Genomic DNA, 26343 nt, shown 5'->3' with positions numbered 1-26343 from the left:
AGGCTGTGGAGGAATCGAAGGTCCGTCTCGATTGCGAAGTGTGAGCTGGAACATCCGAGGGTAGTCGTCGGTTGAATCAGAAGGACGTACGCAGTCCTGAGCAGGAGGATCCAACTATTTACAAGATCAACGGCGATCGCGACACCGCGCGTCTACCCGAGTCCGTACCCACGCCCGACGATCTCAGCGGCACCGCAGTGTTCGATGCGACCGGCGAGGACTCCACCATGCCGTCCTGGGACGAATTGGTTCGCGAACACGGCGACCGCGTCTACCGACTGGCTTACCGGCTGTCCGGCAACGCCCAGGATGCCGAGGACCTGACGCAGGACACCTTCATCAGGGTGTTCCGCTCCCTCTCCAACTACCAGCCCGGCACCTTCGAGGGCTGGTTGCACCGCATCACCACCAACTTGTTCCTGGACATGGTTCGTCGCCGCAGCCGCATCCGTATGGAAGCCCTCCCCGAGGACTACGACCGCGTCCCCTCCGACCGGCCCAACCCCGAGCAGATCTACCACGACGCGCGCCTCGACCCCGATCTGCAGTCCGCACTCGACTCGCTGGCACCGGAGTTCCGTGCCGCAATCGTGCTGTGCGACATCGAAGGACTGTCCTACGAGGAGATCGGTGCGACACTGGGCGTCAAGCTCGGAACGGTTCGCAGCCGCATTCACCGTGGACGCCAGGCGCTACGCGAGTACCTTCGAGTGCACGGGAAGGTCGACTCAGGTCACGCAAGTGTCCACTAGCTACGAGGAGGGTTGGATGACGCAGGCGCGCAAGCGAAGGCAATTCAGCTCCACCGAACATCTGGCCAGTGAAGCCGTCGCGGCGTACGTGGACGGTGAACTGCGGATGCCCGCCTACCTCCGTGCTGCTCAACACCTGTCCGAGTGCCCGGAATGCGCCGCCGAGGTCGAAGCCCAGCAGCAGGCCCGCAAGGCGTTGCGCGGGGCGGGTGAGCTGTCCATGCCACACTCGCTGCTCGGGTTGCTCAGTCAGATTCCGTCCTGCGCAGGCGAGGACCGGCCGGCCCACACGAAGCGATCGTTCATGTCGGCTGTCGCCGACGTCCGTCGTCGCCGACGCTGACTGCATCGCGATCCACGCGACGACTTCTCACCTGCATCGAGCCGAGCCGACCGCTCGAGTGATACTGAACTCTCACACCGACGTATGCGAGGGGTAACCGGACGCGTGACATCGAATTCGACCAGCACCGAGACGACCGGCACCGACCCGTCGGAGACCGAGCCCGACGGTATCGGTCCGGAAGGTCCACGGTTGCCACCGCGTCCGGTGTATCGACCGTCCGTCGATCCGGTGTCGGCATCGGTATTCGGACGCCCCGACAACGTCGACGGTTCGTTCTCCGAGCGCAGGCCCGGTGAGGAACTGCCGTCGCGCGTCTCGGTGCGGCCTCCCGATCCCATTCTCGCCGAGGCATTCGGACGTCCGGACGACACCGAGGAATCGCTGCAACGTGATCCGAACGCCGAGACCGACAGCGACACCGCTCCGTCGGCTCCGGCCGATCCGTGGCGCGACCCCACCGCTCGGGTGTCCCTCGGCAGCGCGGCGCTCGACACGCCGCCCCCGCCCGTTCTCCCGCCGGGCACCAAGCTCGGTGTGCGCGATGTGCTGTTCGGCCGATCGGTGTCCGTCCGAGCCCTCGTGGTGCTCGGTGTTCTCGCTCTCGTCATCGGGTTGGTCGGCGGCCTCTTCGGTCGCCTCACCGCCGAGGTGACCGGCGCGTTGACCAGCCAGAAAGTGACACTGACCCAGTCCAGCGGCGACGACATCCCGCGCGGGCAGATCAGCAACGTCGCCGACGCCGTCCTGCCGTCCGTCGTGTCGATCCAGGTGACGCTCGGCGAGACCGGCGGCACCGGCTCGGGCGTCGTCATCGCAGGTGAGGGTTACATCGTGACGAACAATCACGTGATCTCGCTGGCCGCATCCGACCCGGAGAACTCGACGTTGGAAGTGACGTTCTCCGACGGCACCAAGGTGCCGGCCGACATCGTCGGCCGCGACACCAAGACCGACCTCGCGGTCCTCAAGACCGATGTCGGCAACCTGACCGTCGCCGAACTCGGTCGTTCCGAGGACGTTCGCGTCGGGCAGGACGTGATCGCCGTCGGCTCACCGCTGGGATTGAACAAGACCGTCACGTCCGGCATCGTCAGCGCGCTCGACCGACCCGTCGCCCTGTCGGGTGAAGGCACCGACACCGACGCCGTCATCGACGCCGTGCAGACCGACGCTGCCATCAACCCCGGCAACTCCGGTGGCCCGCTCATCGACTTCGAGGGCCGGGTGATCGGCATCAACTCGGCGATCCGCAGCGAGAGCGGCGGATCGGTGGGCCTCGGCTTCGCGATCCCGGTCGACGAGGTCTTCGAGGTGACGCAGTCGTTGATCCGAGACGGCGTCATGCGGCACCCGGATATCGGCATCAACGCTCGCTCGGTCATCAACGACACCTCCGCCGGCGCGGAGGTCGCCAACGTCCGCGCCGACGGGCCTGCCCAGCGGGCCGGAATCGTGGAAGGCGACGTCATCACCAAGGTCGGCGATCGCACGGTGGGCGACGCCGACGAGTTGGTCGTTGCCGTGCAGGCCACCACGATCGGTGAGTCGGTTCCGGTGCAGCTCGTCCGCTCGGGACGGCTGGTGGACCTCTCCGTCACGCCGGTTTCGGACTGACGACGTAGGCTGACAGACGTGTTCGGCAACATCGGTTGGGGAGAGCTCGTCATTCTCCTCGTAGCAGCTCTCGTCATCCTCGGCCCGGATCGCCTTCCTGGCGCGATCAGCTGGGTGTCCAAGTCGATTCGGCAGGTCAAGGACTACGCCAACGGTGCCAGCCAGCAGCTCAAGGACGAGCTCGGCACCGATTTCGAGGACTTGCGCAAGCCGCTCGCGGACCTCAACCAACTCCGAGGCATGACCCCGCGGGCAGTGATCACCAAACACCTGCTCGACGGCGACGACTCGGTCTTCAAGAATCCCCTCGACGACACCTTCAAGGGCAAGCCCTTCGACGCCAAGCCGAAGAATTCAGGCGGCCCGACGCCTCAGAACGGCGTGTCCTCGGGCGGTGCGTCCGGCAACACCGTGTCGATGAGCAAGAACGAGCCGAAGCTGTCGGCGGGCGATACTCCACCGATCGACGCGGACGCGACGTAGTTCCACCCGCCCCACCCCGTCCGGACCCCGCCCCTCGTTCTCGTCAATGGACCACTGCACACGTCTGAGCGGTGCAACGGTCCATTCACGCAGTCATGGGTCCGACGTGAATGGACCACTGCACACGTCTGATCGGTGCAATGGTCCATTGACGCGGCAGGGGAAGCGGGCGACGCCGCCCGCCTAGAGTTTGCGCGCCGAGTCGATGCCGAGTGACATTCCGACCAGACCGCGCTCGCGCACTGCCAGTTTTGCAGCCACGGCCTCCAGTGCCTGAGCCGCGGGCGATTCCGGATTGCTCAGCACGATGGGAGTCCCGGCGTCACCGCCTTCTCGGACGGCGGTGTCGAGGGGGATCTGGCCCAGCAGAGGAACGCTCGCACCCACGGCCTTGGTCAGTCGATCCGATACGTCCTGACCGCCACCGGACCCGAAGATGTCCATGCGGGTGCCGTCGGGCAGCTCGAGCCACGACATGTTCTCCACGACGCCTGCCACGCGCTGCCGAGTCTGCAGAGCAATTGCCCCCGCGCGTTCGGCCACCTCTGCCGCAGCTTGCTGTGGCGTGGTGACCACGAGGATCTCGGCACTCGGAATGAGCTGTGCGACAGAGATTGCCACGTCGCCGGTGCCCGGCGGGAGGTCGAGCAGCAGTACGTCCAGGTCGCCCCAGAAGACATCGGCGAGGAACTGCTGCAACGCGCGGTGCAGCATCGGCCCGCGCCACACGACCGGGGTGTTTCCCTGTGTGAACTGGGCGATGGAGATGAACTTCACGCCGTGTGCCTGGGGCGGCATGATCATCTTCTCGACCTGCGTTGGCTTGGCGTCGTTGCCGAGCATCCGGGGCACGGAGTGACCGTAGATGTCGGCGTCGAGCACGCCGACCGACAGTCCACGAGCGGTCAGTGATGCGGCCAGATTGACCGTCACGCTGGACTTGCCCACGCCCCCCTTGCCCGACGCCACCGCGTACACGCGCGTTAGGGATCCGGGTTGCGCGAAGGGAATGATCGGCTCTGCGGAGTCGCCGCGCAGCGACTTGCGGAGTTCGGTGCGCTGCTCGTCGTTCATCACGTCGAGTTCGACCGTCACCGTGCCGACGCCCGCGACGTCGGCGACCGCGTTCTTGACGCGGTCGCTGATCTCGGTCTTCATCGGGCAGCCGGACGTCGTGAGGTAGATACCGACCCCGACGGCTCCGTCGTCGGCGATGTCGATGCTCTTGACCATCCCCAGATCGGTGATGGGTTTGCGGATCTCGGGATCGATCACCTTCGTGAGCGCGGTCCGAACGTCGGATTCGGTCAGTACAGCCATTACCTCATGCTAGGCGGTGGGCACTGCGTCGATGGACAGCAGGGCAGCCGGACACCTGATCAGTGAATGCGTGGTAGCTGGTCCGAGGTCGGGATGATGCCGGTGGCGTATCCGGCCGACCATGCGAGCACGTTCGCAACGTAGGCCATCGAGTTGTTGTAGCGCAGGATCGCCTTGGTGGTCGATCCGAGGTCGCGCATATCGGTCCCGTTGTCGCAGAGATACATGCCGGTGGCCAGCGCAGCGTCGTAGAGGTTCTGCGGGTCGGAGACGCCGTCGCCGTTGCCGTCTGCGTGGTAGAGGTTCCACGTCGAGGGCAGGAACTGCATCGGTCCGACTGCGCGGTCGTATTCGGCGTCACCGTCGAGTGCGCCGCCGTCGGTGTCACGAATCACCTGGTTTCCGGCCAGGGTGCCGTTCAGGCGCGGGCCGAGGATGGGCTCGTGCAGCTCGCCCGAGTCGTCGACCTTTCCGTTGTTGGCATGGGTGGACTCGACGCGGCCGATTCCGGCGATGACGGTCCAGCTGATGCCGCAGCCGGGTTGCTGCTGGGCCAGGATTTGCTCGGCGTTCTTGTAGGCGGAGACGTTGACCACCGGAATCGCGATGGGGCTCACCGCGAGGTTGGTGGGGAGCTCGGGTGTGGGCGGGGTCACCGGGGCCGGTGCTGGGACCGGAGCGGGCACCGGCAACTCGGCCTGAGCCACCGGCTGCGCTTGCTGGTCCAGGGCGATGGGCTGCGGAGTCTCGACGACCGAGTTCGATTCCTGCGCGGCCGGAGCCGTCTCGGTGCTGACGAACGGAATGTATTCGGTGGCTCCGGCGCTGGTGGCGGCAGTGACGAGTCCTGCGGGGACGAGTCCTGCCAGAGCAATCACCGAGTTCCGTCGGACCTTGGAATTCGATGCTTTTCTGTGACGACCCACGCGTGCTGTACCTCCTGATTTCCCCGGATGACAACCGGGGCCCGACCTGATGACCGGGATCGAGGGTACCTGATTCGAGACTGTTCCGTTATCGGGCCGTTACCAGGCGCGGAGGCCCGTCTAGTGCAGATCGGTGTCGCTCGACGCGTCGTCGGCCACGCGTGCTGCTGCCTTCTTCCGTGCTTTCTTCGGAATCGCCACGGGCTGCCCGGTCGCCTGCTCGAGTAGCGCCTTGATCTCGTCGAGTTCGCGACGCAGGTAATCGCGGGTTGCGACCTCTCCGACGGCGATGCGCAGTGCTGCGAGTTCGCGGGCGAGGAACTCGGTGTCGGCTTTCGTCTGTTGCGCGCGAGATCGGTCCTCCTCGAGCGAGACGCGGTCGCGGTCGTCCTGCCGATTCTGGGCCAGCAGGATCAGCGGAGCCGCGTACGCGGCCTGGGTCGAGAACGCGAGGTTGAGCAGGATGAAGGGATACGGATCCCACTGCAGGTTGATGGCGACGACGTTGAGGAAGATCCAGACGATCACGATGGCGGTCTGGATCGCCAGGTAGCGACCGGTACCGAGGAACCTCGCGGCCTTCTCGCCCGACTTGCCCAGGTCGACGTCGAGGCTGACGTTGAACAACCGCGATCCACGCGGGGTGTCCATTCTCTGGCGTGCTGTTTCTTTCACTGTCCGGCCACTTCCTGATCTCGCCAGTCCTCGGGCAGCAGGTGATCGAGGACGTCGTCCACGGTCACGGCCCCGACCAGGTGGTCCTCGTCGTCGACCACAGGGCCGCAGACGAGGTTGTACGTCGCGAAGTACCGCGTCACGGCGGTGAGACTGTCGTCGGGGGACAAGCGCGGCAGAGCGCTGTCCACGACTCCGCCGACCAGGCTCGCCGGGGGTTCTCGCAGCAGCTGTTGCAGATGGACGCAGCCGAGGTACGGTCCGGTCGGTGTTGCGGTCGGGGGCCGGACCACGAACACCAGCGACGCCAGCGCGGGTGTCAGGTCGGGGTTACGTACCCGGGCGAGCGCCTCGGCCACCGTGGTCGACGCGGTGAGGATGACGGGCTCGGGTGTCATCAGGCCACCGGCGGTGTCGGGGGAGTGTTCGAGCAGGCGACGGACGGGTGCGGAATCCTCCGGATCCATCAGGCGGAGAAGCGATTCCGCCTCGGTCTCGGGCAGCTCGCCCAGCAGATCGGCAGCGTCGTCGGGGTCCATGGCCTCGAGCACGTCGGCACCACGGTCGACGCCGAGGTAGTGCATCAACTCCACCTGATCGTCGTCGGGCAGTTCCTGGACGACGTCGGCGAGGCGCTCGTCGTCGAGCGCCCGAGCGACTTCCATACGGCGCTTGACGGGCAGCTCGCGCATCGCGTTGGCCACATCGGCCGCGCGTAGGTCCTCGAACTGCATGAGCAGCTGCGCCACACCCTGATCGGGCATCGACAGCTCGTTCTGCGTGAGCCCCTGCACGTGCTGCCAGTCCACGACGTGGATCGCACCGCGTCGCGCCAGCCGTTGCCGCTGTTTGCGTACGGCGACCCTGGCCACCACCCAATCCCGCGTTCGGGTGAGCTCGACCCCCAGGTCGACGACGATCGAATCGACGTCGTGCAACTCGTCGAGCTCGGGGTCGTCGACGCGCACCTTGGAGTCGAGGATCTGGGCGAACACGAGAATCTCGTTCGCGCGCTGCGTGAATCGACGCAGACTGACGTTTCCGGTCGTGAGCTGAACCGAGTTGGGCTCGATACTGGTGACTCTGAGCATCGGTACGAAAATTCTTCGCCGAGTTGCCAATTCGACCACGAGGCCGAGGACTCGCGGTTGCGCTCTACCGACGCGCATCGAGATGACCACGTCGCGGACCCGGCCGATCGATTCGCCGTCGGGGCCCAGGACGCCCAGGCCGGCGAGCCTGGCCGCGAATACCTTGCTCAGTGCTGCCATGATGGCAAGGTTAGAGGCTTCGCAATACAGAATGTGAATCAGACAGGGGTTGTGCTTTCGTGAGTGCTTCGGGCATGCGTCGGTCGGTACTGGCCGTTCCGGGCAGTTCGGACAAGATGATCGCCAAGGCCAAGGGTCTCCCTGCCGACGCGATCTTTCTCGATCTCGAAGACGCCGTCGCGCCGATTGCGAAGGTCGAGGCACGGGCGCGCATCGTCGACGCCCTGAACTCCGACGGCTGGGGCGATCAGCTCAAGGTCGTACGCGTCAACGACTGGACGACCCAGTGGACGTACGGCGACGTCATCGATGTCGTCTCCGGTGCCGGACGCACTCTCGACGCCATCCTGCTGCCCAAGGTCGAGTGCGCCGCGCATGTGCAGGCGCTGGACCTACTGCTCACTCAGATCGAGAGGGAGCACGGACTCGACGTCGGCGCCATCGGAATCGAGCCGCAGATCGAGAGCGCGCGCAGTCTGCGCAACATCGACGAGATCGCGACCGCGAGCCCCCGGGTGCAAACCCTGGTGTTCGGTCCCGCGGATCTGATGGCCAGCGTGAACATGCGCACCCTCGTAGTCGGTGAGCAGCCGGTCGGATACGACACCGGCGACGCCTACCACCACATTCTGATGACCATTCTGCTCGCGGCCCGGACGCACGGCTTGCAGGCGATCGACGGGCCCTACCTGCAGATTCGCGATCTCGACGCCTTCCGACGGGCAGCGGGCCGCACGGCCGGTCTCGGTTTCGACGGCAAGTGGGTGCTGCACCCGACGCAGATCGAGGCGGCCAACGAGATCTTCGCGCCGCGTCAGGCCGATTACGACAAGGCCGAGATGATTCTCGACGCGTACGAGTTCCACACGTCCGCGGCAGGCGGTGGTCGCGGCGCGGTGATGCTCGACGACGAGATGATCGACGAGGCGAGTCGCAAGATGGCGCTCGTGGTCTCGGCGAAGGGGCGAGCGGCCGGAATGACGCGCACGACGGCCTTCGTCGCGCCCTCGTCCTGATCGAGCCGCCCGCGCTGTGAACCGGCACAACGGGTGTGCCGGGTGTCCGTTTCGGGGCACAATGGAGTCATGACCAATCCCCTCTCGCAGTCCGGCCGCCCGGGGCAGGGCCTGCCGACGCCGCCTTCCGGTTGGCCCATCGGCTCGTACCCCACCTACGCCGAGGCCCAGCGTGCCGTCGACTATCTGTCCGACGAAGAGTTCTCGGTACAGGACGTGACGATCGTCGGCGTCGATCTGATGCAGGTCGAACGCGTTCTCGGACGCCTCACGTGGCCCAAAGTGATTGGTGGAGGCATTGTTTCGGGCGCATGGCTCGGTGTGTTCCTCGGTCTGGTGCTCGGAATCTTCAGCGAGAACATCTTCGGAGCCCTGCTCATCGGCGTCGGCGGTGGCATCATCTTCGGTTTGATCTCGGCGTCCATTCCGTATGCGGCCACCAAGGGGCAGCGAGATTTCGCGTCGAGCATGCAGTTGGTCGCGGGCCGGTACGACGTCCTCTGTGAGCCCCGAACCGCGGAGAAAGCACGCGACCTGCTCGCCAAACTGTCGATCTGATCACACCTGGTGGACGACCAGGCAACCGACAGGTAACGGAATAGCCCCAAATCGCCCTCGATGCCAGTGAGTTCGGTTACGTTTCTTTCGTGCACGGCAGTCTCACCCAGTGTGCTGCGCGAGTAACTGAACGTACGGAGGCGGAAAGTGCCGAGACATCGTGGTCGTAGGCGTGGAAAAGCAACGAGGATAGGGGTGTTGGCAGCAGCGGCTCTGGTGACGAGTCCGTTGCTCGCAGCGTGTGGTTCGTCCGACAGTTCGGTTCCGGTTCTGAGTTTCTACACTGCCGCAGACGGCGCAGAGCAGTACGCCGCTGCGGCACAGGTGTGTTCGGACGCCTCGAACGGCCGATACCGCGTGGAGCAGAGAACTCTGCCCAAGAGCGCAAACGATCAGCGGCTCCAACTCGCGCGGCGTCTCGCCGGAAACGACAAGACGCTGGATCTGATGACGCTCGACGTGGTGTGGACGGCCGAATTCGCCGAGGCCGGATGGGCATTGCCCGTTCCCGAGGACCTGTCTGCGAAGCTGCGCGACGGTTCGACGCTCGAAGGCCCGCTCGCCACCGCGGAATGGCAGGACCAGCTGTACGCGGTTCCACTCAACTCCAACACGCAGTTGCTCTGGTACCGGCCGGACGAGGTGCCGGGTGGGGTGCCGCCGCAGACGTGGGATCAGCTGATCGACGTGGCCGAGGCCAACGCGGCCGAGGGTAAGCCGGGCCAGATCGGTGTTCAGGCCAAGCAGTACGAGGGCTTCATGGTCTGGTTCAACTCGCTGCTCGAGAGCGCGGGTGGTTCGGTCGTCGCCGAGGACGGAACGACGGTGACACTGAACGACACCCCCGAGCATCGCGCCGCCACCGAGAAGGCACTCGAGATCATCAAACGAGTGGCCACGGCCGACGGTCGAGATCCATCGGTCTCGCAGAGCGACGAGGCCACGGCCCGGCTCGGCATGGAATCCGGCCGGATGGCCTTCCAGGTCAACTACCCCTTCGTGTTGCCCGGTCTGAAGGAGAACGCCATCGCCGGTGCCGTCTCGTTCCTCGATCTGTCCGGTGTGCCTGCCGATCAGCAGGACGCGCGAATCGCCGAGGTCTTCCGTAGTGCTCCCTACCCGGAGGTCAATCCCGGTGAGCCCGCCAAGGTCACCATCGGTGGGTTCAACATCGGCGTCGCGAACACCACCCAGTACGAGGACCTCGCGTGGGAGGCCGTCGAGTGCCTCACCAACGAGGAGAACCAGCGCAACAACGCCGTCAACGGTGGTGTGCCGCCGGTGCTTGCACGCCTGTACGACGATCCGGAGTTCCAGGCCGTCTATCCCGCGTGGGAAGGGGTTCTCGGTTCCATCGAGTCGGCAGCCGTGCGGCCCGTTTCGCCTGCGTACCAGAGCATCTCGATTCTGCTGACCGATGCGCTCAACCCGCCGCAGGACATCGACCCGGTGGCCGACGTGGACAAGCTCGCAGATCTGGTCACCAAGGCCGTCAATTCCGAAGGGTTGATTCCATGAGTGCTCCTACCGAGTCGCAGCCTCAGTCGCAGCCCGCCGACAAGCAGGCTGCCCTGAAGAACGTCTCCGACGGCAAGAAGGCCGAACGTCGGCTGGGGCTGTTGCTCATCGCACCTGCCGCCCTGCTGATGATCGCGGTGACCGGATATCCGATCATCTACGCGTTCTGGCTCAGCCTGCAGAAGTACAACCTCGCTTTTCCCGAGGATCGTGAATTCGTCGGTGTCTCCAACTACGTGACGGTGCTCTCCGACGGTTACTGGTGGACGGCCTTCAGCGTCACGGCCGGCATCACGATCATCTCGGTGATCATCGAGTTCATCCTCGGCCTCGCGGTGGCTCTGGTCATGCACCGCACCATCTTCGGCCGTGGACTGGTGCGCACCGTGGTGCTCATTCCGTACGGCATCGTGACCGTCGCGGCGGCGTACAGCTGGTACTACGCATGGACCCCGGGTACCGGCTACCTTGCGAATCTGCTGCCCGACGGGAGTGCCCCGCTCACCGAGCAGTTCCCGTCCCTGGCCATCGTCGTGCTGGCCGAGGTGTGGAAGACGACGCCGTTCATGGCGCTGCTGTTGTTGGCAGGACTGGCGCTGGTGCCCGACGATCTGCTCAAGGCAGCCGAGGTCGACGGAGCAGGCGGGTGGACGAGGTTGATGCGCATCACGATCCCGTTGATGAAGCCGGCGATTCTCGTCGCGGTGCTCTTCCGCACCCTCGACGCGTTCCGCATCTTCGACAACATCTACGTCCTCACCCGAGGTAGCAACGAAACCGGATCGGTCTCGATCCTCGGTTACAACAATCTGTTCGGTGCGTTCAACCTCGGACTCGGGTCGGCGATCAGCATCCTGATCTTCTTCTGCGTCGCGATCATCGCGTTCGTGTTCATCAAGTTGTTCGGTGCATCGGCACCGGGATCCGACGACGGAGGCCGCAAGTAATGACCACTGTTACGCCTCGCAAGAAGGTCGGTTGGACGGTCGTCAACGTCCTCGTCCTGATCTACGCACTCGTACCGCTGCTGTGGATCATCAGTCTCTCGTTCAAGTCGACGGCGACCATCGCGGACGGCAAGTTCATCCCCACTTCGATCACCTTCGACAACTACAAGGGCATCTTCCAGACGAACCAGTTCACCTCGGCCCTGGTGAACTCCATCGGCATCGGTCTGATCACCACGGTGATCGCCGTGGTGATCGGCACGATGGCCGCGTATGCCGTTGCTCGCCTGGACTTTCCGGGCAAGAAGGCCCTCGTCGGTGCGGCACTGCTGATCGCGATGTTCCCCCAGATCTCGCTGGTGACACCGCTGTTCGACATCTCCCGCTCGCTGGGGCTGTTCGACACCTGGCCGGGACTGATCATTCCGTACATCACCTTCGCGTTGCCGTTGGCGATCTACACCCTGTCCGCGTTCTTCCGCGAGATTCCGTGGGAGCTGGAGAAGGCAGCGAAGATGGACGGCGCGACGCCCGCACAGGCGTTCCGCAAGGTCATCGCCCCGCTGGCCGCACCCGGCATCGTCACCGCCGCCATCCTGGTGTTCATCTTCGCCTGGAACGACCTGCTGCTCGCCATCTCGCTGACGGCGACGGAACGTTCGGTCACCGTCCCGGCGGCCATCTCGCAATTCACCGGTAGCTCTCAGTTCGAGGAGCCCACGGGATCGATCGCGGCGGCCGCCGTCGTCATCACGATCCCGATCATCATTTTTGTGCTCTTCTTCCAACGACGTATCGTGGCGGGCTTGACGTCCGGCGCAGTGAAGGGATAACCGTCATGGCCGAAATCGTTCTCGACAAAGTCACCAAGCTCTACCCCGACGGCGCAGCGGCGGTGAGCGACGTCGACATCACCATCGCCGACGGCGAGTTCATCATCCTCGTCGGGCCGTCCGGTTGCGGAAAGTCCACCACCCTCAACATGATCGCCGGTCTCGAGGACATCTCGTCCGGCGAGCTGCGCATCGCGGGGGAGCGCGTCAACGAGAAGGCACCGAAGGATCGCGACATCGCGATGGTGTTCCAGTCGTACGCGCTGTACCCGCACATGACGGTGCGGCAGAACATCGCCTTCCCGCTGACGCTCGCCAAGCTCTCGAAGTCGGAAATCAACAGCAAGGTCGAGGAGGCAGCCAAGATCCTCGATCTGAGCCAGCATCTCGACCGCAAGCCGGCGAATCTCTCCGGTGGTCAGCGTCAGCGAGTTGCCATGGGCCGCGCCATCGTTCGTACACCCAAGGCGTTCCTGATGGACGAGCCGCTGTCCAACCTCGACGCGAAGCTGCGCGTGCAGACCCGCGCCGAGATCTCGCGTCTGCAGAAGCGGCTCGGCACCACCACCGTGTACGTCACCCACGACCAGACCGAGGCCATGACCCTCGGCGATCGCGTCGTGGTGCTGCGGGGCGGATTGGTGCAGCAGATCGGTTCCCCACAGGAGCTCTACGACAAGCCGCGAAACCTGTTCGTGGGCGGCTTCATCGGATCGCCCTCGATGAACTTCGTTCCCGGACAGCTCACCTCGAACGGTGTCTCGACCGCGTTGGGCGATATCGACATCCCGCTCGAGCGGATGGATGCGATCAAGGCCAAGAACCCCGGCCGCGAGGTGGTCGTCGGCATCCGCCCCGAGCATTTCGAGGACGCGGCCCTGATCGACGGCTATCAGAAGATGAGCGGTGCCACCTTCACCGCCACCGTCGATGTGCTCGAGTCGATGGGCAGCGACAAGTACGTCTACTTCACCCTGAAGGGCGCACGCGTCGAATCCAGCGAACTGCAGGAACTCGCGGCCGATGCGGGCATCGCCGATCTCGGTGGCGCACAGGTGGTTGCGCGTCTGGCCGCCGAGTCCAAGGCCACCGAGGGCGGTCAGGTGGAACTGTGGTTCGACCCGGCGAAGATCTCGGTGTTCGACCAGGCCTCGGGTGCCAACCTGACGCTGTAGAGCGGCTGCGCCGCATGTGAACGGAACTTCGTAGTGGACTACGAAGTTTCGTTCACATGCTCGCTGCCTGCACCGACGACGACCGACTCGTGAGCCGCCGGAGTGCTCTTGATGGCCATCGCCACGAGCGCGACCACGAGGCAGGCCACCGCGCCTGCGGCGAAGGCTGCGGTGTAGACGCTCTCGCGGGCAACGACCGTCCCCTCGATGGTGAACATGGCGAGGACGGTGGTCAACGTGGCGCTCGCGATCGAGGTGCCGACTGTCCTGACGATCGAATTGACGCTGTTCGCCACGCCGGTGTCGGCGGCGCTGACTTCGGCCATCAGCAGGTTGGGCAGCGCCGCGAAGGCGAGGCTGACGAACATGTTGATGACGATGCCTGCGGTGATCAGCTGCCAGGTGTGATCGTGGGCCAGTGCCACGAAGGCGAACCCGATCAGCCCGATCATCGCTCCTGCGATCAGCACTCGGCGGGGCCCGAACGATCGGATGAGTCGACCGCTGATCACCGCCGCAACCACTCCCACCGCAGCACCGGGTAGCAGGTACACGACGCTCGCTTCGAGAACGTTGGCGGTGAAGCCGTAACCCGCGATGGCGCGTGGGGTCTGCACGAAGTACGAGCAGGCGAGAAAATTGACGAACATGCCGATGCCGACGAAGAGCGTGGCGACGTTGGTGGCCAACAGTGGACCGTGAGTGAGCATGCGGGGCGCGACGAGCGGTGCATCGATGCGCTTCTCGAAGATCCACCAGACCGTTCCCAACAGTGCGCCTGCGACAGCGCAGCCGATGGTGGCCACCGAACCCCAGCCCCACGTGCGGCCCTGGGTGAGGGCGAGGAACAGCAGCAGAAGAGTGCCGGCCAGGAGCACGGCACCCCACCAGTCGACGGATCCGCTGGCGTGTCGTGGTCGTACAGGCACGCCGAACCAGGCAATGGCGAGAGCGACGACGACGATGGCGACGGTGAGCCAGAACACGCGGTGGTAGTCGGCGCCGTCGGCCGTGAGCAGCCCCGTCAGCACCAGTCCGAATCCGCCGCCCACGCCGAGCGTGCCGGACAGGATTGCCATCGATCCGACCAGTTTCTCGCGCGGCATTTCGTCGCGCAACACGGCCAGAGCGATGGGGAAGAGGGCATACGAGACGCCCTGCAGGATACGGCCGACGAGCAGCCAGACGAGTGAATCGGTCAACGCTGCCAGCAGCGACCCGGCCAGCACGACGGTCAGGACGCCGACGAGAACGGGTCGTTTGCCGTGCAGGTCGGCGAGCCGGCCGATGACGGGGGTGGCGATGACCGCGGCGAGGAGATTGGCCGTCAGTACCCAGCCCGCTGCCGTGGTGCCGACGCCGAGCTGGGTACCGATGGTGCCCACGATGGGCACGACCATCGTCTGCAGGACAGCGAGAGTCATCACGATGAAGCAGAGTCCGGGCAGCAGCGTGCGGCGGGTGGACATGGAAGAGCTACCTCGTTACGTGTGAAAAACGATCCGAATCGAACACAAATGTTGAACGCATCTAAGTAATTATCGGCTACGGCTCGACCGTGGGGCTCGCGAGGGCGTAGTCCTACGGCCGGTTCGACGGGGTCATTGGCCCCGGTTGGGCTTCCCCAGCGCTTTCTGCCGGAGTTCGCTGACGATTTCGTCGTTCCAGACGTGTTCGCGTACCAGGCGGTAACGCTCCCGGCTCATCCACAGGTACGCCTCCGCGTCGGTGCGATCCTCGAGGATTTCGGCCGCGCGCACCATGCGCACCACCGGCAGGTACTCCTCACCGAACCAACGCCGCGCGACGGTACCGCGGTCGACGAATTCGCCGACCTCCTGCATCAACCGGAATCCCCACGCCTCCACCGATTCGCTCAGCTGGGCGTAGTCGAAGGGGTCGGTGACCTGTACGGCCTCGCGGGCCCGGCCCACCAACGGCACTCGACTGAGGAAGATGCGCCGGTGATCCTTGATCAGCAGGTCGCCGCGTCGAGTGATGCCCTCGGGTGAGATGCGCGTGATGATCTCGGTGACGACGGCATCGATCGACGTCCGGTGCATCGCGAAGGCGATGGAGACTCGGTGATGACCGTCGACGACGAAGTGCATCCCACCGATGCGGTAGACCTGGATCGGCGGCATCGCCTCGCCTCGGCGCTGAGCGGCCGCGAGTCGCTGCCAGCGTTCGCGGATACGCGCTGACGTCGGCCGGAAGAATCGATCGAAATCGCGCGTGCGATCGACACTTCCGACGATGGTGTCGACGCGGATGACCTGCAGGCCGAGGTGACGCTCGCCCACCTTGCCGAGGGCGGCGACCACCTCGTCGAACGGCAGAATGGTGTTGACGTCGTCGGGTTGACGCCGGAGCCACCCGACCAGCCGGGCGACGTCGGCGCGTCGGCGCTGGCGGGTGAAGTCGTTCTCCGCATCCGCGGCCGGAAATCCGGTGTCACGTGCCATGTCTGCGCCTCACGATCTTCGGTGCCTCGAAATCCGTTCTGCTGTCGCCCGGTTCGATCTCGAGAAGGGTGTATCCGACGGTGTTGATCACCGCGGCGTCGTGCAGGGTCAGATCGTCCGGGGTATGACCGTGCGGATGAATATGACCGTGCAACAACAACTGTGGGGAGAGTCGACGCGTCACCTCGTTCAGACAGTCGAAACCGATGTGCGCGGGGTCGGTGTCGTCGCCGACCCCGAGCGGTGGACTGTGGGTGAGCAGAATGTCGATGGGCCGAAGATCCTTGCGTACGGTGCGATGCCACGCGAACGTTCGGGTCAGGGTGCGTGAGCGCCGACGTTGCTGCCGTTGGGTCCACTGATTGGGCCCACCGTTGTAGCGGATGGACCCGCCGAGACCGGCGATCCGCAGACCGGCCGCGGAGACGATGCGACGGTCGACGTTGACGGCGCCGACCGGTCCGGGCCAGGTGGCGGGCAGCCCGGCGCGCATCCACCCCGCGCGCCCGGCCGAGTATCCGGTGAGGTCCGCGTCGTGGTTGCCCGGGACGAAGACGCACGGCGCGTTCAACGCGTCGGTGAGGTACTCGAGGTAGTCGAAGGGGAGGTCGCCCGCGCCGAGGATCAGGTCCACTGCGAGCGACTTCACCTGCGGACTCCACAGTGATTCGATCGTTTCGTCGGCAACTGCGAGAACGGAGACCACGGGTACGACGGTACCCACCTCCGGTGCGGGGGCACCTCCGAACGGACTTCTCGGGCATCGGTGGTGTTGGATGGGTCAGGTGAGCGACAGTGTCATTACAGCGGTACGCGCACATCTGGTGACCGAAATCGGCGACGAGAACCCGTCGTCGGCGTCGGTGACGTTCCTCGGCCTCGAGTCGCTGGACGTCCTGAGATTCGGCGCGGACTCCGACGTGGTCCGGTACGTCAGTCTCGGCTGTTCTCGGCACCCCATGGCCGACCCCAACGAACTCGTTGCCGATCCCTCGCGGGGCCCCCGTGCAGAACTGGTGCTGACACTTCGCGGTGGGGCAGGCGTGGCGTCGGGCGTGCACAAGTCCTTGGCCGTGCTCGCCGCGTCACCCGCGGTGGAGGGCGTCGTGCTCGTCGAGGATGCGCTGCTCGATCTGGGTGAGCCGCTGTGGACCAACGCGCCGTTCACTGCCGTGCTGCTCGGTGACAGTGATATCGCGGATCTGACTCTGCCCGAGCCCTACGATCCGGTTCGCTTTCTGGCTGCCGTGCCTCTCACCGGCACCGAGGCGGCCTGGGTGCGGTTGCGCGGCGCGGACGCGCTGCGCGAGGCGTGGACGGAAGCGGGAATCGACGTGCGCGATCCCAACCGGTCCGCAGCCAGCCTCTGATCCGCCCCTACTGCGCGTAGGACGCCAACTCGGGTTCGGCGTCCACCGAGTCGTTCTCGAAATGCTGGGGAACGCCGAGGCCGTAGGCGAATCCGGTGATCGACGATTCCAGCGTGTAGCGCAGCTGGGGCATCGTCGTGGTGAAGCACAGGTTCTTCGAAATGCGTTTCTGCACAGCGGGTCCGTCGTGGGCGAGTGCGTCGAGCACGATGTTGTACGCGACGTTGTCACCGAGAATGCCGAAGTGTTCGACCGGTCGTAGTGGGCAGATGTCCTGCACGGCGATGTTCGACGCTCCGGCAAGGGTGCTCGCGCGCGGTTGCGGATAGATCAACTCGTCGAATTGCGTGTAGATCGAGGTGTAGCCCGGCCCGTCCGGCAACGGACGCGCCGCCAACGCGGTGAGGAACTTCGATCCGGTGGCGATCTGCCAGTTCGCCGGCGGGCACTCCTGCGCGTCGTCACATCCCGACCGTGCCGAGTCGGTGCCGTTGTACGGGGTGGCGAGCGAGATGAAATCCGACACCAGCGCGGGCAGATCCGGCCAGAACGTCAACGCCCACAGCTCGTCCAGTGGGCCGTGCTGGTGACCCATCATGACCACCTGGCGACCGCTGTCGGCCGCCATCGTTCGAACCGCATGTACGACGTATTGGGCGGCGATCTGCAGGTCGCCGTACCCCTCGTCGGGGAAGGACAGGCTGCACACCGGTATCCCTGCAGCGGGCAGTGATCGAAGATAGTTCCAGCCGAAGGATTGCTGATCGGTGGCGAAGGCCGGGGTGAGGAGGACCGGATCGCGGGTGGCGTCGCGCAGATCGGTGGTGCACGTGAGGGCCTTGTCCAGTTCGGCCGCCGCGACGGTCAGCGGCGGGCCGACGGCCGCCTGCCCTGGTCCGGAACCGGTCTCGGCCGATGCTGCCGCCGGGGTGAACGAGCAGAGTGCGGCGACGGCCGAGGCCACCGCCAGAGCGCGGATCTTCATCGTTACCTTCCGAAATGAACTGCACGTCTTGTGCAGTGTCATCCGGTGAGGGCCGGGGGGCTCAACACCCGTGGAGCTTCGGGGGAATCGCCAACAATCGCGTCCGCACGTTGGACGATGTCCAATTTCCGAACGTTGCTAGAGCCAGTCGTTCTTGTGGAACGTGCGCCACAATCCGATACAGACGCACAACACGACCGCGACCATCAGGTGGTAGCCGTACGTCCAGTGCAGTTCGGGCATGTTGTCGAAGTTCATCCCGTAGATGCCCGCGACCATCGTCGGCACAGCGGCGATCGCCACCCACGCCGAGATCTTGCGCATGTCCAGGTTCTGCTGCATGGTCACACGCGCCAGCGCGGCGTCGACGAGTGAGCTGAGCACCTCGTCGTACTCGGAGATGCGCTCGGCAACCGTCGTGTGATGGTCCTGTACGTCGCGCAGATAGCGCCGCACGGCTTTGGGGACGCTCGGCTCCTGCACCAGCCGCGCCAGCGGCGTCGACAGTGGTGTCACCGACCGGCGAAGCTCCACCACCTCCCGCTTGAGGAGATAGATGTTCTCGATGGGCACGTGGTGGTGCGGCGAGAACACCTCCTCCTCCATCCCGTCTACGTCTCGCTCGATCGATTCGGTCACCGCGAGATACTCGTCGACCACGTGGTCTGCCACCGCGTGCAGCACCGCCGACGGTCCGAGCGCGAGTTGTTCGGAGTTCGCTTCGAGACGCTGACGCACGCCGGCCAACCCGGAATGCTCACCGTGCCGGACGGTGATGACGAAGTCACGGCCGACCATCACCATGATCTCGCCGCTCTCGACGATCTCGTTGGCGGTCGTCACCGACTCGTGCTCGACGTACTTCACCGTGCGCAGCACCAGGAACGCGACGTCGTCGTAGCGCTCGAGTTTTGGCCTCTGGTGGGCGTGCACGGTGTCCTCGACCATCAGCTCGTGCAGCCCGTAGCACTGAGCGATGGCACTCATCTGGTGTTCGTCGGGCGCGTGCAGACCGACCCACACGAATCCCTCGCCGCGGGCCCGCACCTCTGCGATGGCCGAGGTGTGGGTGAATCTGCCGGGCAGCCGGGCGCCGTCGACATAGACCGCGCAGTCGACGATCGCGCGGGCCGTGGGCACCGGAATTCGCGGTGTCGGCTCGTGATCTGCCTTGGCGGTACGTCGATGCAGTGAGGGCAGCGACGGGCGAGGGGGAAGGGACGGCATGGCGGGCAATCGTACGCCAGCAAAACGACGAGAGAGTGGGCCTGAAACACTGTGCAGGTGCTCATCGATCTCCACACCCACTCGACGGCGTCCGACGGCACCGACAGCCCGGCCGAGCTGGTCCGCGCCGCAGCCGAAGCGGGACTGTCGGTGGTGGCTCTGACCGACCACGACACCACCGCGGGCTGGGACGAGGCTGCCTCTGCGCTGCCGTCCGGACTGACGCTCGTGCGCGGTATGGAACTCTCCTGCAGTGGACGAGGCGAGGACGGCGAGCCGGTTCCGGTGCACCTGCTCGCGTACCTGTTCGACCCGGCGAACGAGGCATTCGCCGGGGAGCGCGCTCGTCTACGGAGCGAGCGGGTGACGAGGTTGCGTGCCATTGCCGAGAAGATGGCGGCGGACGGTTTGCCCATCGACCCCGACGCGGTGCTGGCCTCGGCCGGGGAGGCGGCCGGGCGACCGCACCTGGGCCGTGCGCTGATCGACGCCGGGTACGTTCCGAACATGGACGCTGCGTTCGCCGGTCCGTTGGCGACCAGCGGCAAGTACTACGTCGAGAAGGTCGACACCCCCCTCGAGGTCGCGGTGGACATGATCGCCGCGGCGGGCGGTGTCAGTGTGCTCGCGCACGCAAGAGCTCGTGCCCGCGGCCGCATCCTCGACCTCGATCACATTCGCGAACTGGCAGCTCGCGGTCTCGGCGGAGTGGAAGTGCACCACATGGATCACTCGCCGGAGGACACCGCGGTGATGGCCGATCTCGCCGAGGAGCTGGATCTGATCGTCACCGGATCCTCGGATTACCACGGAACCAACAAGACGGTGAAGCTGGGCGAATACACCACCGCCCCGGAGCACTACGACCGACTGGTTGCGGCGGCCCGCCCATGACATTCGACGTGACGCTCTACCTCACGGTGCTGATCACCCTCTTCGTCATCATGGACCCCCCGGGCGCGATCCCGGTGTTCCTGTCGCTGGTGGGCCGCAAGAGCAAGGAAGCGCGCAACAAGGCCGCGTGGCAGGCACCGACGGTGTCGCTGACCGTCATCTCGGTGTTCGCGATCGGCGGCCAGGCAATCCTGAGCTATCTGCACATCGGTATTCCGGCACTGCAGGGTGCGGGCGGGTTGCTGTTGCTGCTCATCGCCCTGTCGCTGCTGACCGGAAAGGGCGCGGGCGGAGACACCGCCGCGGAGGACGTCAACGTCGCACTCGTGCCGCTCGGGACTCCGCTGATGGCCGGCCCCGGTGCCATCGCCGCCGTGATCGTCTACGTCAGCCAGGCCGACGGTGACGCAGGATCGTTGCTGGCAATTGCCCTGGGCATCATCACCATTCACGTTCTGTTCTTCCTCGTACTGCGATTCTCCACGGTACTCATCCGGCTGCTCGGAGAGGGCGGTATCTCCCTGTTGGCCCGCATCGCGGGACTGTTGCTCGCTGCCATCGCGGTGCAGTTGATCGCGGACTCGGTTCGCGGATTCGTGGCCGGCGGATGACCGGGGCAGGGGCCGGGTTGCGATTCCTGCGCGGGCTCAGCGGCATCGTCACCGCGGGACTTTTGGTGCTGGCCATCGCCGTCGCCGTCACGCAGTATCTCGGCCACACTCGCGGTTTTCCGGGGCCGGGTGGTCTCTCGGTCGCCGCGCATATCGTCGCCGCGGTCGTGGCCGTGATTGCCCAGCGCATCACCGATCACCGTCGCGGATTTGCCGCGTTTCTCGGGGCGATGGTCGTGTTCGTCGCTACCGGCCTCGTGCTGTGGACGCAATGGTGGCAGTGAGAACCCGTTCCTGACTCTGTGGTCAGTTAGGGCGACGATGTGGCACACTGGGGCACCGACAGGGCTACAGCCCATCGCTGATCGTGCAGGCGTACCCGCCTCACATGCGAGACACGCTCTCGGCAGTTTGCAGCCAGCACTGGCGCACTCCGAGCGCCCTCATCCCCATCATCATCACTTCGTTGACATGCGTCGCCTTGCTGGTCGAGGTCGACAGTGCGAGGAGCTTTCACCGTGACGGCAGTCGAAGACAGCACAGCAACACCCACCACACCGGCCCTTCCCGCCGGGATCACCGACGAGGAGATCTTCGCCGGGCACCTCGGCGGCAAGCTGTCGGTCGAGTTGGCGGCACCCCTCGAGACCCAGCGCGATCTGTCCATTGCGTACACGCCCGGAGTCGCCCAGGTCAGCCGCGCCATCGCTGCCGACCCCGCGTTGGCCAAGCGATACACCTGGACCGATCGCCTCGTCGCCGTCATCTCCGACGGCTCCGCAGTGCTCGGTTTGGGCGACATCGGTCCTCGCGCGTCGCTGCCGGTGATGGAAGGCAAGGCCGCGCTGTTCAAGAAGTTCGCCGGTCTCGACTCCATCCCGATCGTGCTCGACACCAACGACGTCGACGAGATCGTCGAGACCATCGTGCGCCTGCGGCACAGCTTCGGTGCCGTCAACCTCGAAGACATCTCGGCACCGCGCTGTTTCGAGATCGAGAAGCGCGTCATCGAGGCACTCGACTGCCCCGTCATGCACGACGATCAACACGGCACCGCGATCGTGGTCCTCGCCGCGCTCAACGGGGCCGCGAAGGTTCAGGGCCGCAGTACCTCCGAGCTGAAGGTCGTCATCTCCGGAGCCGGGGCAGCGGGCGTCGCGTGCGCGAACATGCTGCTCCTGGCCGGCATCCGGGACGTGGTGGTGCTGGACTCGAAGGGGATCGTCTCCTCCGACCGCCACGACCTCACCAGTGTCAAGACCGATCTCGCGGCACGCACCAACCCCCGTGCGCTGTCCGGCGGAGCGGCCGACGCCCTGGCCGGAGCCGATGTGTTCCTCGGTCTGTCCGCGGGCAAGGTCGACGAGAGCTACATCGCATCGATGGCCCCGGACTCCATCGTGTTCGCGTTGTCCAACCCGGATCCGGAGATCCATCCCGGGGTGGCGCGAAAGTACGCCGCGATCGTCGCGACCGGACGCAGCGACTTCCCGAACCAGATCAACAATGTTCTCGCCTTCCCCGGTGTGTTCAAGGGCGCGCTCGACGCGGGTGCCCGCCGCATCACCGAAGGCATGAAGCTCGCCGCTGCCGAGGCAATCCTCTCGGTTCTCGGCGACGAGTTGGCTGCGGACAAGATCGTGCCCAGCCCACTCGATCCTCGTGTCGCCCCGGCCGTTGCGGACGCAGTTGCGGCAGCAGCGCGAGCCGAGGGCGTCGCGTAGGAAAACGGAAAGAAAACACCGGCGAACCCGGCCCCCACCCGGGCCTGTGGTTCGCCGGTGTCTTTTCGTCGTCGGACGAGTCAGACCTTCGCGAGTCCGGTTGGCATCCGCCGCAGACGACCAGTTCCCGGAACGGACGACCAGACAGCAAGGGCGAGAAGGCCGTCGACGATCAAGGTCAGCAGCGCCACCAGAATGGCACCGACCAGAACGCGGCCGTAGTCGTAGAGCGCAAGCCCGTCGAAGATGTAGCGGCCGAGCCCACCGAGGTTGACGTAGGCCGCGATGGTCGCGGTGGCGATGATCTGCAGGGTGGTGTTGCGCAACCCGCCGAGGATCAGAGGCAGCGCGTTGGGGATCTCCACCCGAAACAGCACTTGGGTTTCGGTCATCCCCATCGCACGTGCGGCGTCGACGACGTTCGCGTCGACGTTGGCGATGCCGGAGTACGTGCCGGCCAACAGCGGAGGAATGCCCAGCAGCACCAAGGCGATGATCGGGGGGACGAGACCCAATCCGATCACCAGAACCAGAAACACGAGAATGCCGAGGGTCGGCAGCGACCGCAGCGCGTTGACGAGTCCGACGATGACGGCCTCGCCGCGGCGTAGGTGACCGATCAGCAGACCGGCGGGAACCGCGACGGCCGCGGAGAGCAGCACTGCCAGCAGGCTGTACCACATGTGCTCGATCAGTCGTGCGCCGATTCCCGTGGGACCGGCCCAGTTTCCGCCGTCGAGGATGTACGAGAACGCCTCGGAGAAGAGATTCATGCGCGTGCCTTCTTCTTCGATGAGCCCGTGCTCAGCCGCGTCCACGGAGTCAGTCGACGGCCCAGCAGGTACAGGGCTGCGTCGAACACCAACGCCAGGAACACGATCGAGATGATGCCGGCGAAGATCTGGTCGGGATAATCGCGCTGGTAGCCCTGGGTGAAGAGCTGCCCGAGACCGCCGATGCCGATCACCGAGCCCACCGAGACCAGCGAGATGTTGGTGACCGCCACGACTCTGATGTTCGCGATCAACACCGGAAGTGCCAGTGGCAGTTCGACGGCCACCGCTCGTCGCAGCGACGAGTAGCCCATCGCCTGGGCGGAGTCGACCACCGCAAACGGTACCGAATCGAGTGCCTCGGGCACCGCCCGCACCAACAGGGCAGTCGAGTACACCGTCAGAGCGATGACGACGTTCAACGGATCGAGTACCGGTAGACCGACCACTGCAGGGATGGTGACGAACAGCGCGAGCGACGGCAGGGTGAACGCGATACTGGCCACTGTCAACGTGATTCGGCGAACCCAGCGAGTGTTGCGAATGACGGTGCCCAGTGGGATGGCGATGACCAGCCCGACGAACAGCGGGACGAGCGAGAGATACAGGTGTGTCTTCGTGTAGCCGAGTACGACATCGAAATTGTCGAACAGCCAGGTCACTGTTCGGTGTCCCCGGTAGCGAGGAAGTGGTGCCGGTTGCGCTCGGAGTCCTCGGCCTTGCGTTGTTCTGCAAGGTTTTCGAGGATCTCGGCACCGTCGACGCTACCGACGGCCGCGCCGGATGCATCGACCGCAACACCGATTCCCGACGGGGAGGAGATGGCCGAGTCCAGTGCCTGCCGCAGGTCGCCGCCCTCGAGGAACAGAGATCCTCCCGCCGCCGTGCTCTCGTCGATGCTTCCGCCGTCGCGCACCTTCTCGACACCGGTCGCGTCGATCCACCCGAGCGGGCGACGCTGCTCGTCGACCACCAGGACCCACTGCCCCTGATCGAGGCGTAGACCGTGAATCTCGTCCTGCGTCGCCGTGTGGATCGGGTGCATCGTCACCGACTGTGCCGAGCGGAACGACAGGCCCCGGTATCCGCGATCTCGACCGACGAACGACGCCACGAACGACGTTGCGGGGGCAGCGAGTACGGTCTCCGGCTTGTCGTACTGCTGCAGCCGGCCCTGCGGACCGAAGACGGCGATGTTGTCGCCGAGCCGGACGGCCTCGTCGATGTCGTGAGTGACGAACACGATGGTCTTCTGCAGGTCGGCCTGCAATCGCAGCATCTCGGTCTGCAGTTCCTCACGAACCACCGGGTCAACCGCACTGAAGGGCTCGTCCATCAACAGGATCGGCGGGTCGGCGGCGAGTGCGCGGGCCACGCCCACCCGCTGTTGCTGCCCACCGGACAGCTGCGCCGGGTATCGCGAGGCGAATGCCGGGTCGAGCCCGACGCGCTCGAGGACGTCGAGCGCGGCCTTGCGTGCGGCACGACGGGATTCGCCGTTGAGCACCGGCACCGTCGCGACGTTGTCGACGACGGTGCGGTGGGGCAGCAGCCCGGCACTCTGGATGACGTACCCGATGCCGCGACGCAACTTCACCGCGTCGGTGTCCGCGATGTTGCGACCGTCGACCGTGATCACGCCCGAGGTCGGTGCGATCATGCGATTGATCATCCGCATGGAGGTGGTCTTGCCGCACCCGGACGGCCCCACGAACACGGTGAACGAGTGTGGCTCGATCACCAGGTCCAGGGAGTCGACCGCCGTGGTGCCGTCCGGGTACGTCTTGTTGATCTGCTCGAAGGTGATCATCAGCTGACCGGCTGGTCCAGACCCTTGTCCGCGACCCAATCCGCTGCTGCTGCCGCGGGTTCTACCTTCTCGTCACCGGACACTCGCGTGTTCAGCGCAATCAGCTCCTCGGTGGTGATCTGTGCCGACACGGCGTCGAGCACCTGAGTGAGCTTGTCCGACTGCTTGGACGTGCGCAGCACCGGAATGATGTTCTGCGCGGCGAAGTTGTTCTCCGGATCCTCGAGAACGACCAGATCGTTCTGTGCGATCGAGGGCGCGGTGGTGAAGATGTCCGCTGCGACGACCTGCCCGGAGACCAGCGCCTCGACCGTGGCCGGGCCGCCGCCGTCGGAGATCGGGATGTAGTTGCCGGGCGAGATGTCCAGACCGTACTTGTCGCGCAGACCGGGCAGACCGCCGGTGCGCTCCTGGAATTCCGGGGTACCGGCGAAGGTCACCTCGGACGAGAACGGAGCGAGGTCGCCGATGGTGGTGAGATTGCGCTCGGTGGCGGTCTGGCGAGTGACGACGACGGCATCCTTGTCCTCGCCGGGAGCCTGCGCCGTCACGGTGAGATCGTCACCCAGTGCGTCGGGCAATGCGGCCAGAACGTCCTCGGAGGACGTGGCGGTCGCGGATTCGTCCAAGTACTGCAGCAGGTTTCCGGTGTAGTCCGGGATCAGATCGATCGACCCGTCGCGTACCGCAGGAATGTATGCCTCACGGCTGCCGATATTGAGCTTGGTGCTCACCTCGAAGCCGTTGGCGCGCAGCGCCTCGGCGTAGATGTTCGCCACGGTTTCGGACTCGGGGAAGTTGGCCGAGCCGATGATGATGGAGTTCGTGTCGCTGTTGCTCTCGCCGCCACCGCTGGACAGTGGGTCCGAATTTCCGCCGCAGGCGGTCAGTGCGGTGACCGAGAGAGCGAGTGCGGCAACGGCAGCCACTGCCCTCGGAGCGGAGAACGCGCGCGTGATTCGGGAGGTGGTCATGATGTCCTTCCATCGGTTCGGGCACAGTCCTACCCATCTCCTTCGACCCCACTCGCGCTGCGGGGGTATCGAAGGA

At 65.4% G+C, this 26343-nt stretch carries 28 protein-coding genes; 15 read left to right on the top strand and 13 right to left on the bottom strand.

Annotation, left to right across the window (positions count from 1 at the left end; all coding sequences use genetic code 11):
• Window positions 1-125: 125 nt before the first annotated feature.
• The 4 genes from sigE to tatB all read left to right on the top strand — a co-directional run bounded on the left by sigE (window position 126) and on the right by tatB (window position 3195).
• Window positions 126-752, top strand: coding sequence for an RNA polymerase sigma factor SigE (gene sigE, locus MTX34_RS18130; protein ID WP_243596927.1), 627 nt, complete (start codon window positions 126-128; stop codon window positions 750-752).
• Between the two features lie 16 nt (window positions 753-768).
• A complete protein-coding gene (locus MTX34_RS18125) occupies window positions 769-1095 on the top strand; it encodes an anti-sigma factor (protein WP_243596850.1) in 327 nt (108 codons plus the stop codon).
• 84 nt (window positions 1096-1179) lie between these two features.
• On the top strand, window positions 1180-2712 hold the full coding sequence (locus MTX34_RS18120) for a S1C family serine protease (protein ID WP_374639953.1): 1533 nt from the start codon (window positions 1180-1182) through the stop codon (window positions 2710-2712).
• 18 nt (window positions 2713-2730) lie between these two features.
• Window positions 2731-3195: a Sec-independent protein translocase protein TatB gene (gene tatB / locus MTX34_RS18115; RefSeq protein WP_243610300.1), complete on the top strand. Its 465-nt coding sequence runs from the start codon at window positions 2731-2733 to the stop codon at window positions 3193-3195.
• 183 nt (window positions 3196-3378) lie between these two features.
• Here the strand turns inward: tatB and MTX34_RS18110 are convergent, their stop codons facing one another.
• From MTX34_RS18110 to MTX34_RS18095, 4 genes are all read right to left on the bottom strand, one after another.
• A complete protein-coding gene (locus MTX34_RS18110; protein ID WP_243596852.1) occupies window positions 3379-4515 on the bottom strand; it encodes an Mrp/NBP35 family ATP-binding protein in 1137 nt (378 codons plus the stop codon).
• A 59-nt stretch (window positions 4516-4574) separates the two neighbouring features.
• Window positions 4575-5441: a lytic transglycosylase domain-containing protein gene (locus MTX34_RS18105; RefSeq protein ID WP_243596853.1), complete on the bottom strand. Its 867-nt coding sequence runs from the start codon at window positions 5439-5441 to the stop codon at window positions 4575-4577.
• Between the two features lie 120 nt (window positions 5442-5561).
• On the bottom strand, window positions 5562-6092 hold the full coding sequence (locus MTX34_RS18100) for a DUF1003 domain-containing protein (protein WP_243610363.1): 531 nt from the start codon (window positions 6090-6092) through the stop codon (window positions 5562-5564).
• A 20-nt stretch (window positions 6093-6112) separates the two neighbouring features.
• Window positions 6113-7387, bottom strand: coding sequence for a magnesium transporter MgtE N-terminal domain-containing protein (locus MTX34_RS18095; protein ID WP_243596854.1), 1275 nt, complete (start codon window positions 7385-7387; stop codon window positions 6113-6115).
• A 74-nt stretch (window positions 7388-7461) separates the two neighbouring features.
• Here MTX34_RS18095 and MTX34_RS18090 point away from each other — a divergent pair, with 74 nt between their 5' ends.
• The 6 genes from MTX34_RS18090 to MTX34_RS18065 all read left to right on the top strand — a co-directional run bounded on the left by MTX34_RS18090 (window position 7462) and on the right by MTX34_RS18065 (window position 13434).
• Complete coding sequence (locus MTX34_RS18090; protein WP_243610362.1) at window positions 7462-8403, top strand: CoA ester lyase; 942 nt, start codon at window positions 7462-7464, stop codon at window positions 8401-8403.
• 69 nt (window positions 8404-8472) lie between these two features.
• Window positions 8473-8961, top strand: a complete 489-nt coding sequence (locus MTX34_RS18085; RefSeq protein ID WP_008714301.1) for a general stress protein — start codon at window positions 8473-8475, stop codon at window positions 8959-8961.
• 195 nt (window positions 8962-9156) lie between these two features.
• Entirely contained in the window at window positions 9157-10479 is a 1323-nt protein-coding gene (locus MTX34_RS18080; RefSeq protein ID WP_308198549.1) for an extracellular solute-binding protein, read from the top strand.
• A complete protein-coding gene (locus MTX34_RS18075; RefSeq protein WP_243610299.1) occupies window positions 10476-11426 on the top strand; it encodes a carbohydrate ABC transporter permease in 951 nt (316 codons plus the stop codon). The genes MTX34_RS18080 and MTX34_RS18075 overlap by 4 nt, the downstream gene beginning before the upstream one ends.
• On the top strand, window positions 11426-12259 hold the full coding sequence (locus MTX34_RS18070; RefSeq protein WP_243596856.1) for a carbohydrate ABC transporter permease: 834 nt from the start codon (window positions 11426-11428) through the stop codon (window positions 12257-12259). The genes MTX34_RS18075 and MTX34_RS18070 overlap by 1 nt, the downstream gene beginning before the upstream one ends.
• A 5-nt stretch (window positions 12260-12264) precedes the next feature.
• Complete coding sequence (locus MTX34_RS18065; protein ID WP_243610298.1) at window positions 12265-13434, top strand: ABC transporter ATP-binding protein; 1170 nt, start codon at window positions 12265-12267, stop codon at window positions 13432-13434.
• 38 nt (window positions 13435-13472) lie between these two features.
• Here the strand turns inward: MTX34_RS18065 and MTX34_RS18060 are convergent, their stop codons facing one another.
• The 3 genes from MTX34_RS18060 to MTX34_RS18050 all read right to left on the bottom strand — a co-directional run bounded on the left by MTX34_RS18060 (window position 13473) and on the right by MTX34_RS18050 (window position 16605).
• Window positions 13473-14903, bottom strand: coding sequence for an MFS transporter (locus tag MTX34_RS18060; protein ID WP_243610297.1), 1431 nt, complete (start codon window positions 14901-14903; stop codon window positions 13473-13475).
• Window positions 14904-15035: 132 nt separating this feature from the next.
• Window positions 15036-15899, bottom strand: coding sequence for a chromosome partitioning protein ParB (locus tag MTX34_RS18055; RefSeq protein WP_243596858.1), 864 nt, complete (start codon window positions 15897-15899; stop codon window positions 15036-15038).
• Entirely contained in the window at window positions 15889-16605 is a 717-nt protein-coding gene (locus MTX34_RS18050; protein WP_243610296.1) for a metallophosphoesterase, read from the bottom strand. Before MTX34_RS18050 ends, MTX34_RS18055 begins: the two co-directional genes overlap by 11 nt.
• Window positions 16606-16675: 70 nt before the next feature.
• Here MTX34_RS18050 and MTX34_RS18045 point away from each other — a divergent pair, with 70 nt between their 5' ends.
• The gene (locus MTX34_RS18045) at window positions 16676-17269 is read left to right on the top strand and encodes a suppressor of fused domain protein (protein WP_243610295.1); all 594 of its coding nucleotides are present in this window, start codon (window positions 16676-16678) and stop codon (window positions 17267-17269) included.
• A 7-nt stretch (window positions 17270-17276) separates the two neighbouring features.
• On the opposite strand, the gene MTX34_RS18040 is transcribed toward MTX34_RS18045, so the two are convergent.
• On the bottom strand, window positions 17277-18254 hold the full coding sequence (locus MTX34_RS18040) for a lipase family protein (RefSeq protein WP_243610294.1): 978 nt from the start codon (window positions 18252-18254) through the stop codon (window positions 17277-17279).
• 138 nt (window positions 18255-18392) lie between these two features.
• On the bottom strand, window positions 18393-19481 hold the full coding sequence (locus MTX34_RS18035; RefSeq protein WP_243610293.1) for a magnesium and cobalt transport protein CorA: 1089 nt from the start codon (window positions 19479-19481) through the stop codon (window positions 18393-18395).
• A 57-nt stretch (window positions 19482-19538) separates the two neighbouring features.
• On the opposite strand from MTX34_RS18035, the gene MTX34_RS18030 reads away from it, so the two are divergent.
• The 4 genes from MTX34_RS18030 (at window position 19539) to MTX34_RS18015 (ending at window position 22710) form a co-directional block, all read left to right on the top strand.
• On the top strand, window positions 19539-20375 hold the full coding sequence (locus MTX34_RS18030) for a PHP domain-containing protein (protein ID WP_243610292.1): 837 nt from the start codon (window positions 19539-19541) through the stop codon (window positions 20373-20375).
• Window positions 20372-20986 (top strand): MarC family protein, encoded by a 615-nt coding sequence (locus MTX34_RS18025; RefSeq protein WP_243610291.1) that lies wholly within the window; start codon window positions 20372-20374, stop codon window positions 20984-20986. The genes MTX34_RS18030 and MTX34_RS18025 overlap by 4 nt, the downstream gene beginning before the upstream one ends.
• A complete protein-coding gene (locus MTX34_RS18020; protein WP_243610290.1) occupies window positions 20983-21270 on the top strand; it encodes a hypothetical protein in 288 nt (95 codons plus the stop codon). Before MTX34_RS18025 ends, MTX34_RS18020 begins: the two co-directional genes overlap by 4 nt.
• Window positions 21271-21504: 234 nt before the next feature.
• A complete protein-coding gene (locus MTX34_RS18015; RefSeq protein ID WP_243610289.1) occupies window positions 21505-22710 on the top strand; it encodes an NADP-dependent malic enzyme in 1206 nt (401 codons plus the stop codon).
• An 80-nt stretch (window positions 22711-22790) separates the two neighbouring features.
• On the opposite strand, the gene MTX34_RS18010 is transcribed toward MTX34_RS18015, so the two are convergent.
• Genes MTX34_RS18010 through MTX34_RS17995 form a run of 4 tightly spaced genes read right to left on the bottom strand, consistent with a single transcriptional unit; the run spans window position 22791 to window position 26267 of the window.
• Window positions 22791-23483, bottom strand: coding sequence for an ABC transporter permease (locus MTX34_RS18010; protein WP_243596867.1), 693 nt, complete (start codon window positions 23481-23483; stop codon window positions 22791-22793).
• Window positions 23480-24145, bottom strand: a complete 666-nt coding sequence (locus MTX34_RS18005; protein ID WP_243596868.1) for an ABC transporter permease — start codon at window positions 24143-24145, stop codon at window positions 23480-23482. Before MTX34_RS18005 ends, MTX34_RS18010 begins: the two co-directional genes overlap by 4 nt.
• A complete protein-coding gene (locus tag MTX34_RS18000; RefSeq protein ID WP_243610288.1) occupies window positions 24142-25293 on the bottom strand; it encodes an ABC transporter ATP-binding protein in 1152 nt (383 codons plus the stop codon). The genes MTX34_RS18005 and MTX34_RS18000 overlap by 4 nt, the downstream gene beginning before the upstream one ends.
• Window positions 25293-26267: an ABC transporter substrate-binding protein gene (locus MTX34_RS17995; protein ID WP_243610287.1), complete on the bottom strand. Its 975-nt coding sequence runs from the start codon at window positions 26265-26267 to the stop codon at window positions 25293-25295. Before MTX34_RS17995 ends, MTX34_RS18000 begins: the two co-directional genes overlap by 1 nt.
• Between the last annotated feature and the right edge of the window lie 76 nt (window positions 26268-26343).

Source organism: Rhodococcus sp. ARC_M5 (assembly GCF_022810405.1).
Taxonomy (GTDB): Bacteria; Actinomycetota; Actinomycetes; order Mycobacteriales; family Mycobacteriaceae; genus Rhodococcoides; species Rhodococcoides navarretei.
The sequence above is the reverse complement of the archived record's forward strand: the minus strand, read 5'-3'. Positions and strand labels throughout refer to the sequence as shown.

Excerpts from the sequence above, each read along its gene's own strand:
- MTX34_RS18125 (WP_243596850.1), top strand. The coding sequence starts at position 769 with ATGACGCAGGCGCGCAAGCGAAGGCAATTCAGCTCCACCGAACATCTG.
- MTX34_RS18120 (WP_374639953.1), top strand. The coding sequence starts at position 1,180 with ATGCGAGGGGTAACCGGACGCGTGACATCGAATTCGACCAGCACCGAG.
- MTX34_RS18110 (WP_243596852.1), bottom strand. The coding sequence starts at position 4,515 with ATGGCTGTACTGACCGAATCCGACGTTCGGACCGCGCTCACGAAGGTG.
- MTX34_RS18100 (WP_243610363.1), bottom strand. The coding sequence starts at position 6,092 with ATGGACACCCCGCGTGGATCGCGGTTGTTCAACGTCAGCCTCGACGTC.
- MTX34_RS18095 (WP_243596854.1), bottom strand. The coding sequence starts at position 7,387 with ATGGCAGCACTGAGCAAGGTATTCGCGGCCAGGCTCGCCGGCCTGGGC.
- MTX34_RS18090 (WP_243610362.1), top strand. The coding sequence starts at position 7,462 with ATGCGTCGGTCGGTACTGGCCGTTCCGGGCAGTTCGGACAAGATGATC.
- MTX34_RS18085 (WP_008714301.1), top strand. The coding sequence starts at position 8,473 with ATGACCAATCCCCTCTCGCAGTCCGGCCGCCCGGGGCAGGGCCTGCCG.
- MTX34_RS18075 (WP_243610299.1), top strand. The coding sequence starts at position 10,476 with ATGAGTGCTCCTACCGAGTCGCAGCCTCAGTCGCAGCCCGCCGACAAG.
- MTX34_RS18070 (WP_243596856.1), top strand. The coding sequence starts at position 11,426 with ATGACCACTGTTACGCCTCGCAAGAAGGTCGGTTGGACGGTCGTCAAC.
- MTX34_RS18065 (WP_243610298.1), top strand. The coding sequence starts at position 12,265 with ATGGCCGAAATCGTTCTCGACAAAGTCACCAAGCTCTACCCCGACGGC.
- MTX34_RS18060 (WP_243610297.1), bottom strand. The coding sequence starts at position 14,903 with ATGTCCACCCGCCGCACGCTGCTGCCCGGACTCTGCTTCATCGTGATG.
- MTX34_RS18055 (WP_243596858.1), bottom strand. The coding sequence starts at position 15,899 with ATGGCACGTGACACCGGATTTCCGGCCGCGGATGCGGAGAACGACTTC.
- MTX34_RS18045 (WP_243610295.1), top strand. The coding sequence starts at position 16,676 with ATGGGTCAGGTGAGCGACAGTGTCATTACAGCGGTACGCGCACATCTG.
- MTX34_RS18040 (WP_243610294.1), bottom strand. The coding sequence starts at position 18,254 with ATGAAGATCCGCGCTCTGGCGGTGGCCTCGGCCGTCGCCGCACTCTGC.
- MTX34_RS18035 (WP_243610293.1), bottom strand. The coding sequence starts at position 19,481 with ATGCCGTCCCTTCCCCCTCGCCCGTCGCTGCCCTCACTGCATCGACGT.
- MTX34_RS18025 (WP_243610291.1), top strand. The coding sequence starts at position 20,372 with ATGACATTCGACGTGACGCTCTACCTCACGGTGCTGATCACCCTCTTC.
- MTX34_RS18020 (WP_243610290.1), top strand. The coding sequence starts at position 20,983 with ATGACCGGGGCAGGGGCCGGGTTGCGATTCCTGCGCGGGCTCAGCGGC.
- MTX34_RS18010 (WP_243596867.1), bottom strand. The coding sequence starts at position 23,483 with ATGAATCTCTTCTCCGAGGCGTTCTCGTACATCCTCGACGGCGGAAAC.
- MTX34_RS18000 (WP_243610288.1), bottom strand. The coding sequence starts at position 25,293 with ATGATCACCTTCGAGCAGATCAACAAGACGTACCCGGACGGCACCACG.
- MTX34_RS17995 (WP_243610287.1), bottom strand. The coding sequence starts at position 26,267 with ATGACCACCTCCCGAATCACGCGCGCGTTCTCCGCTCCGAGGGCAGTG.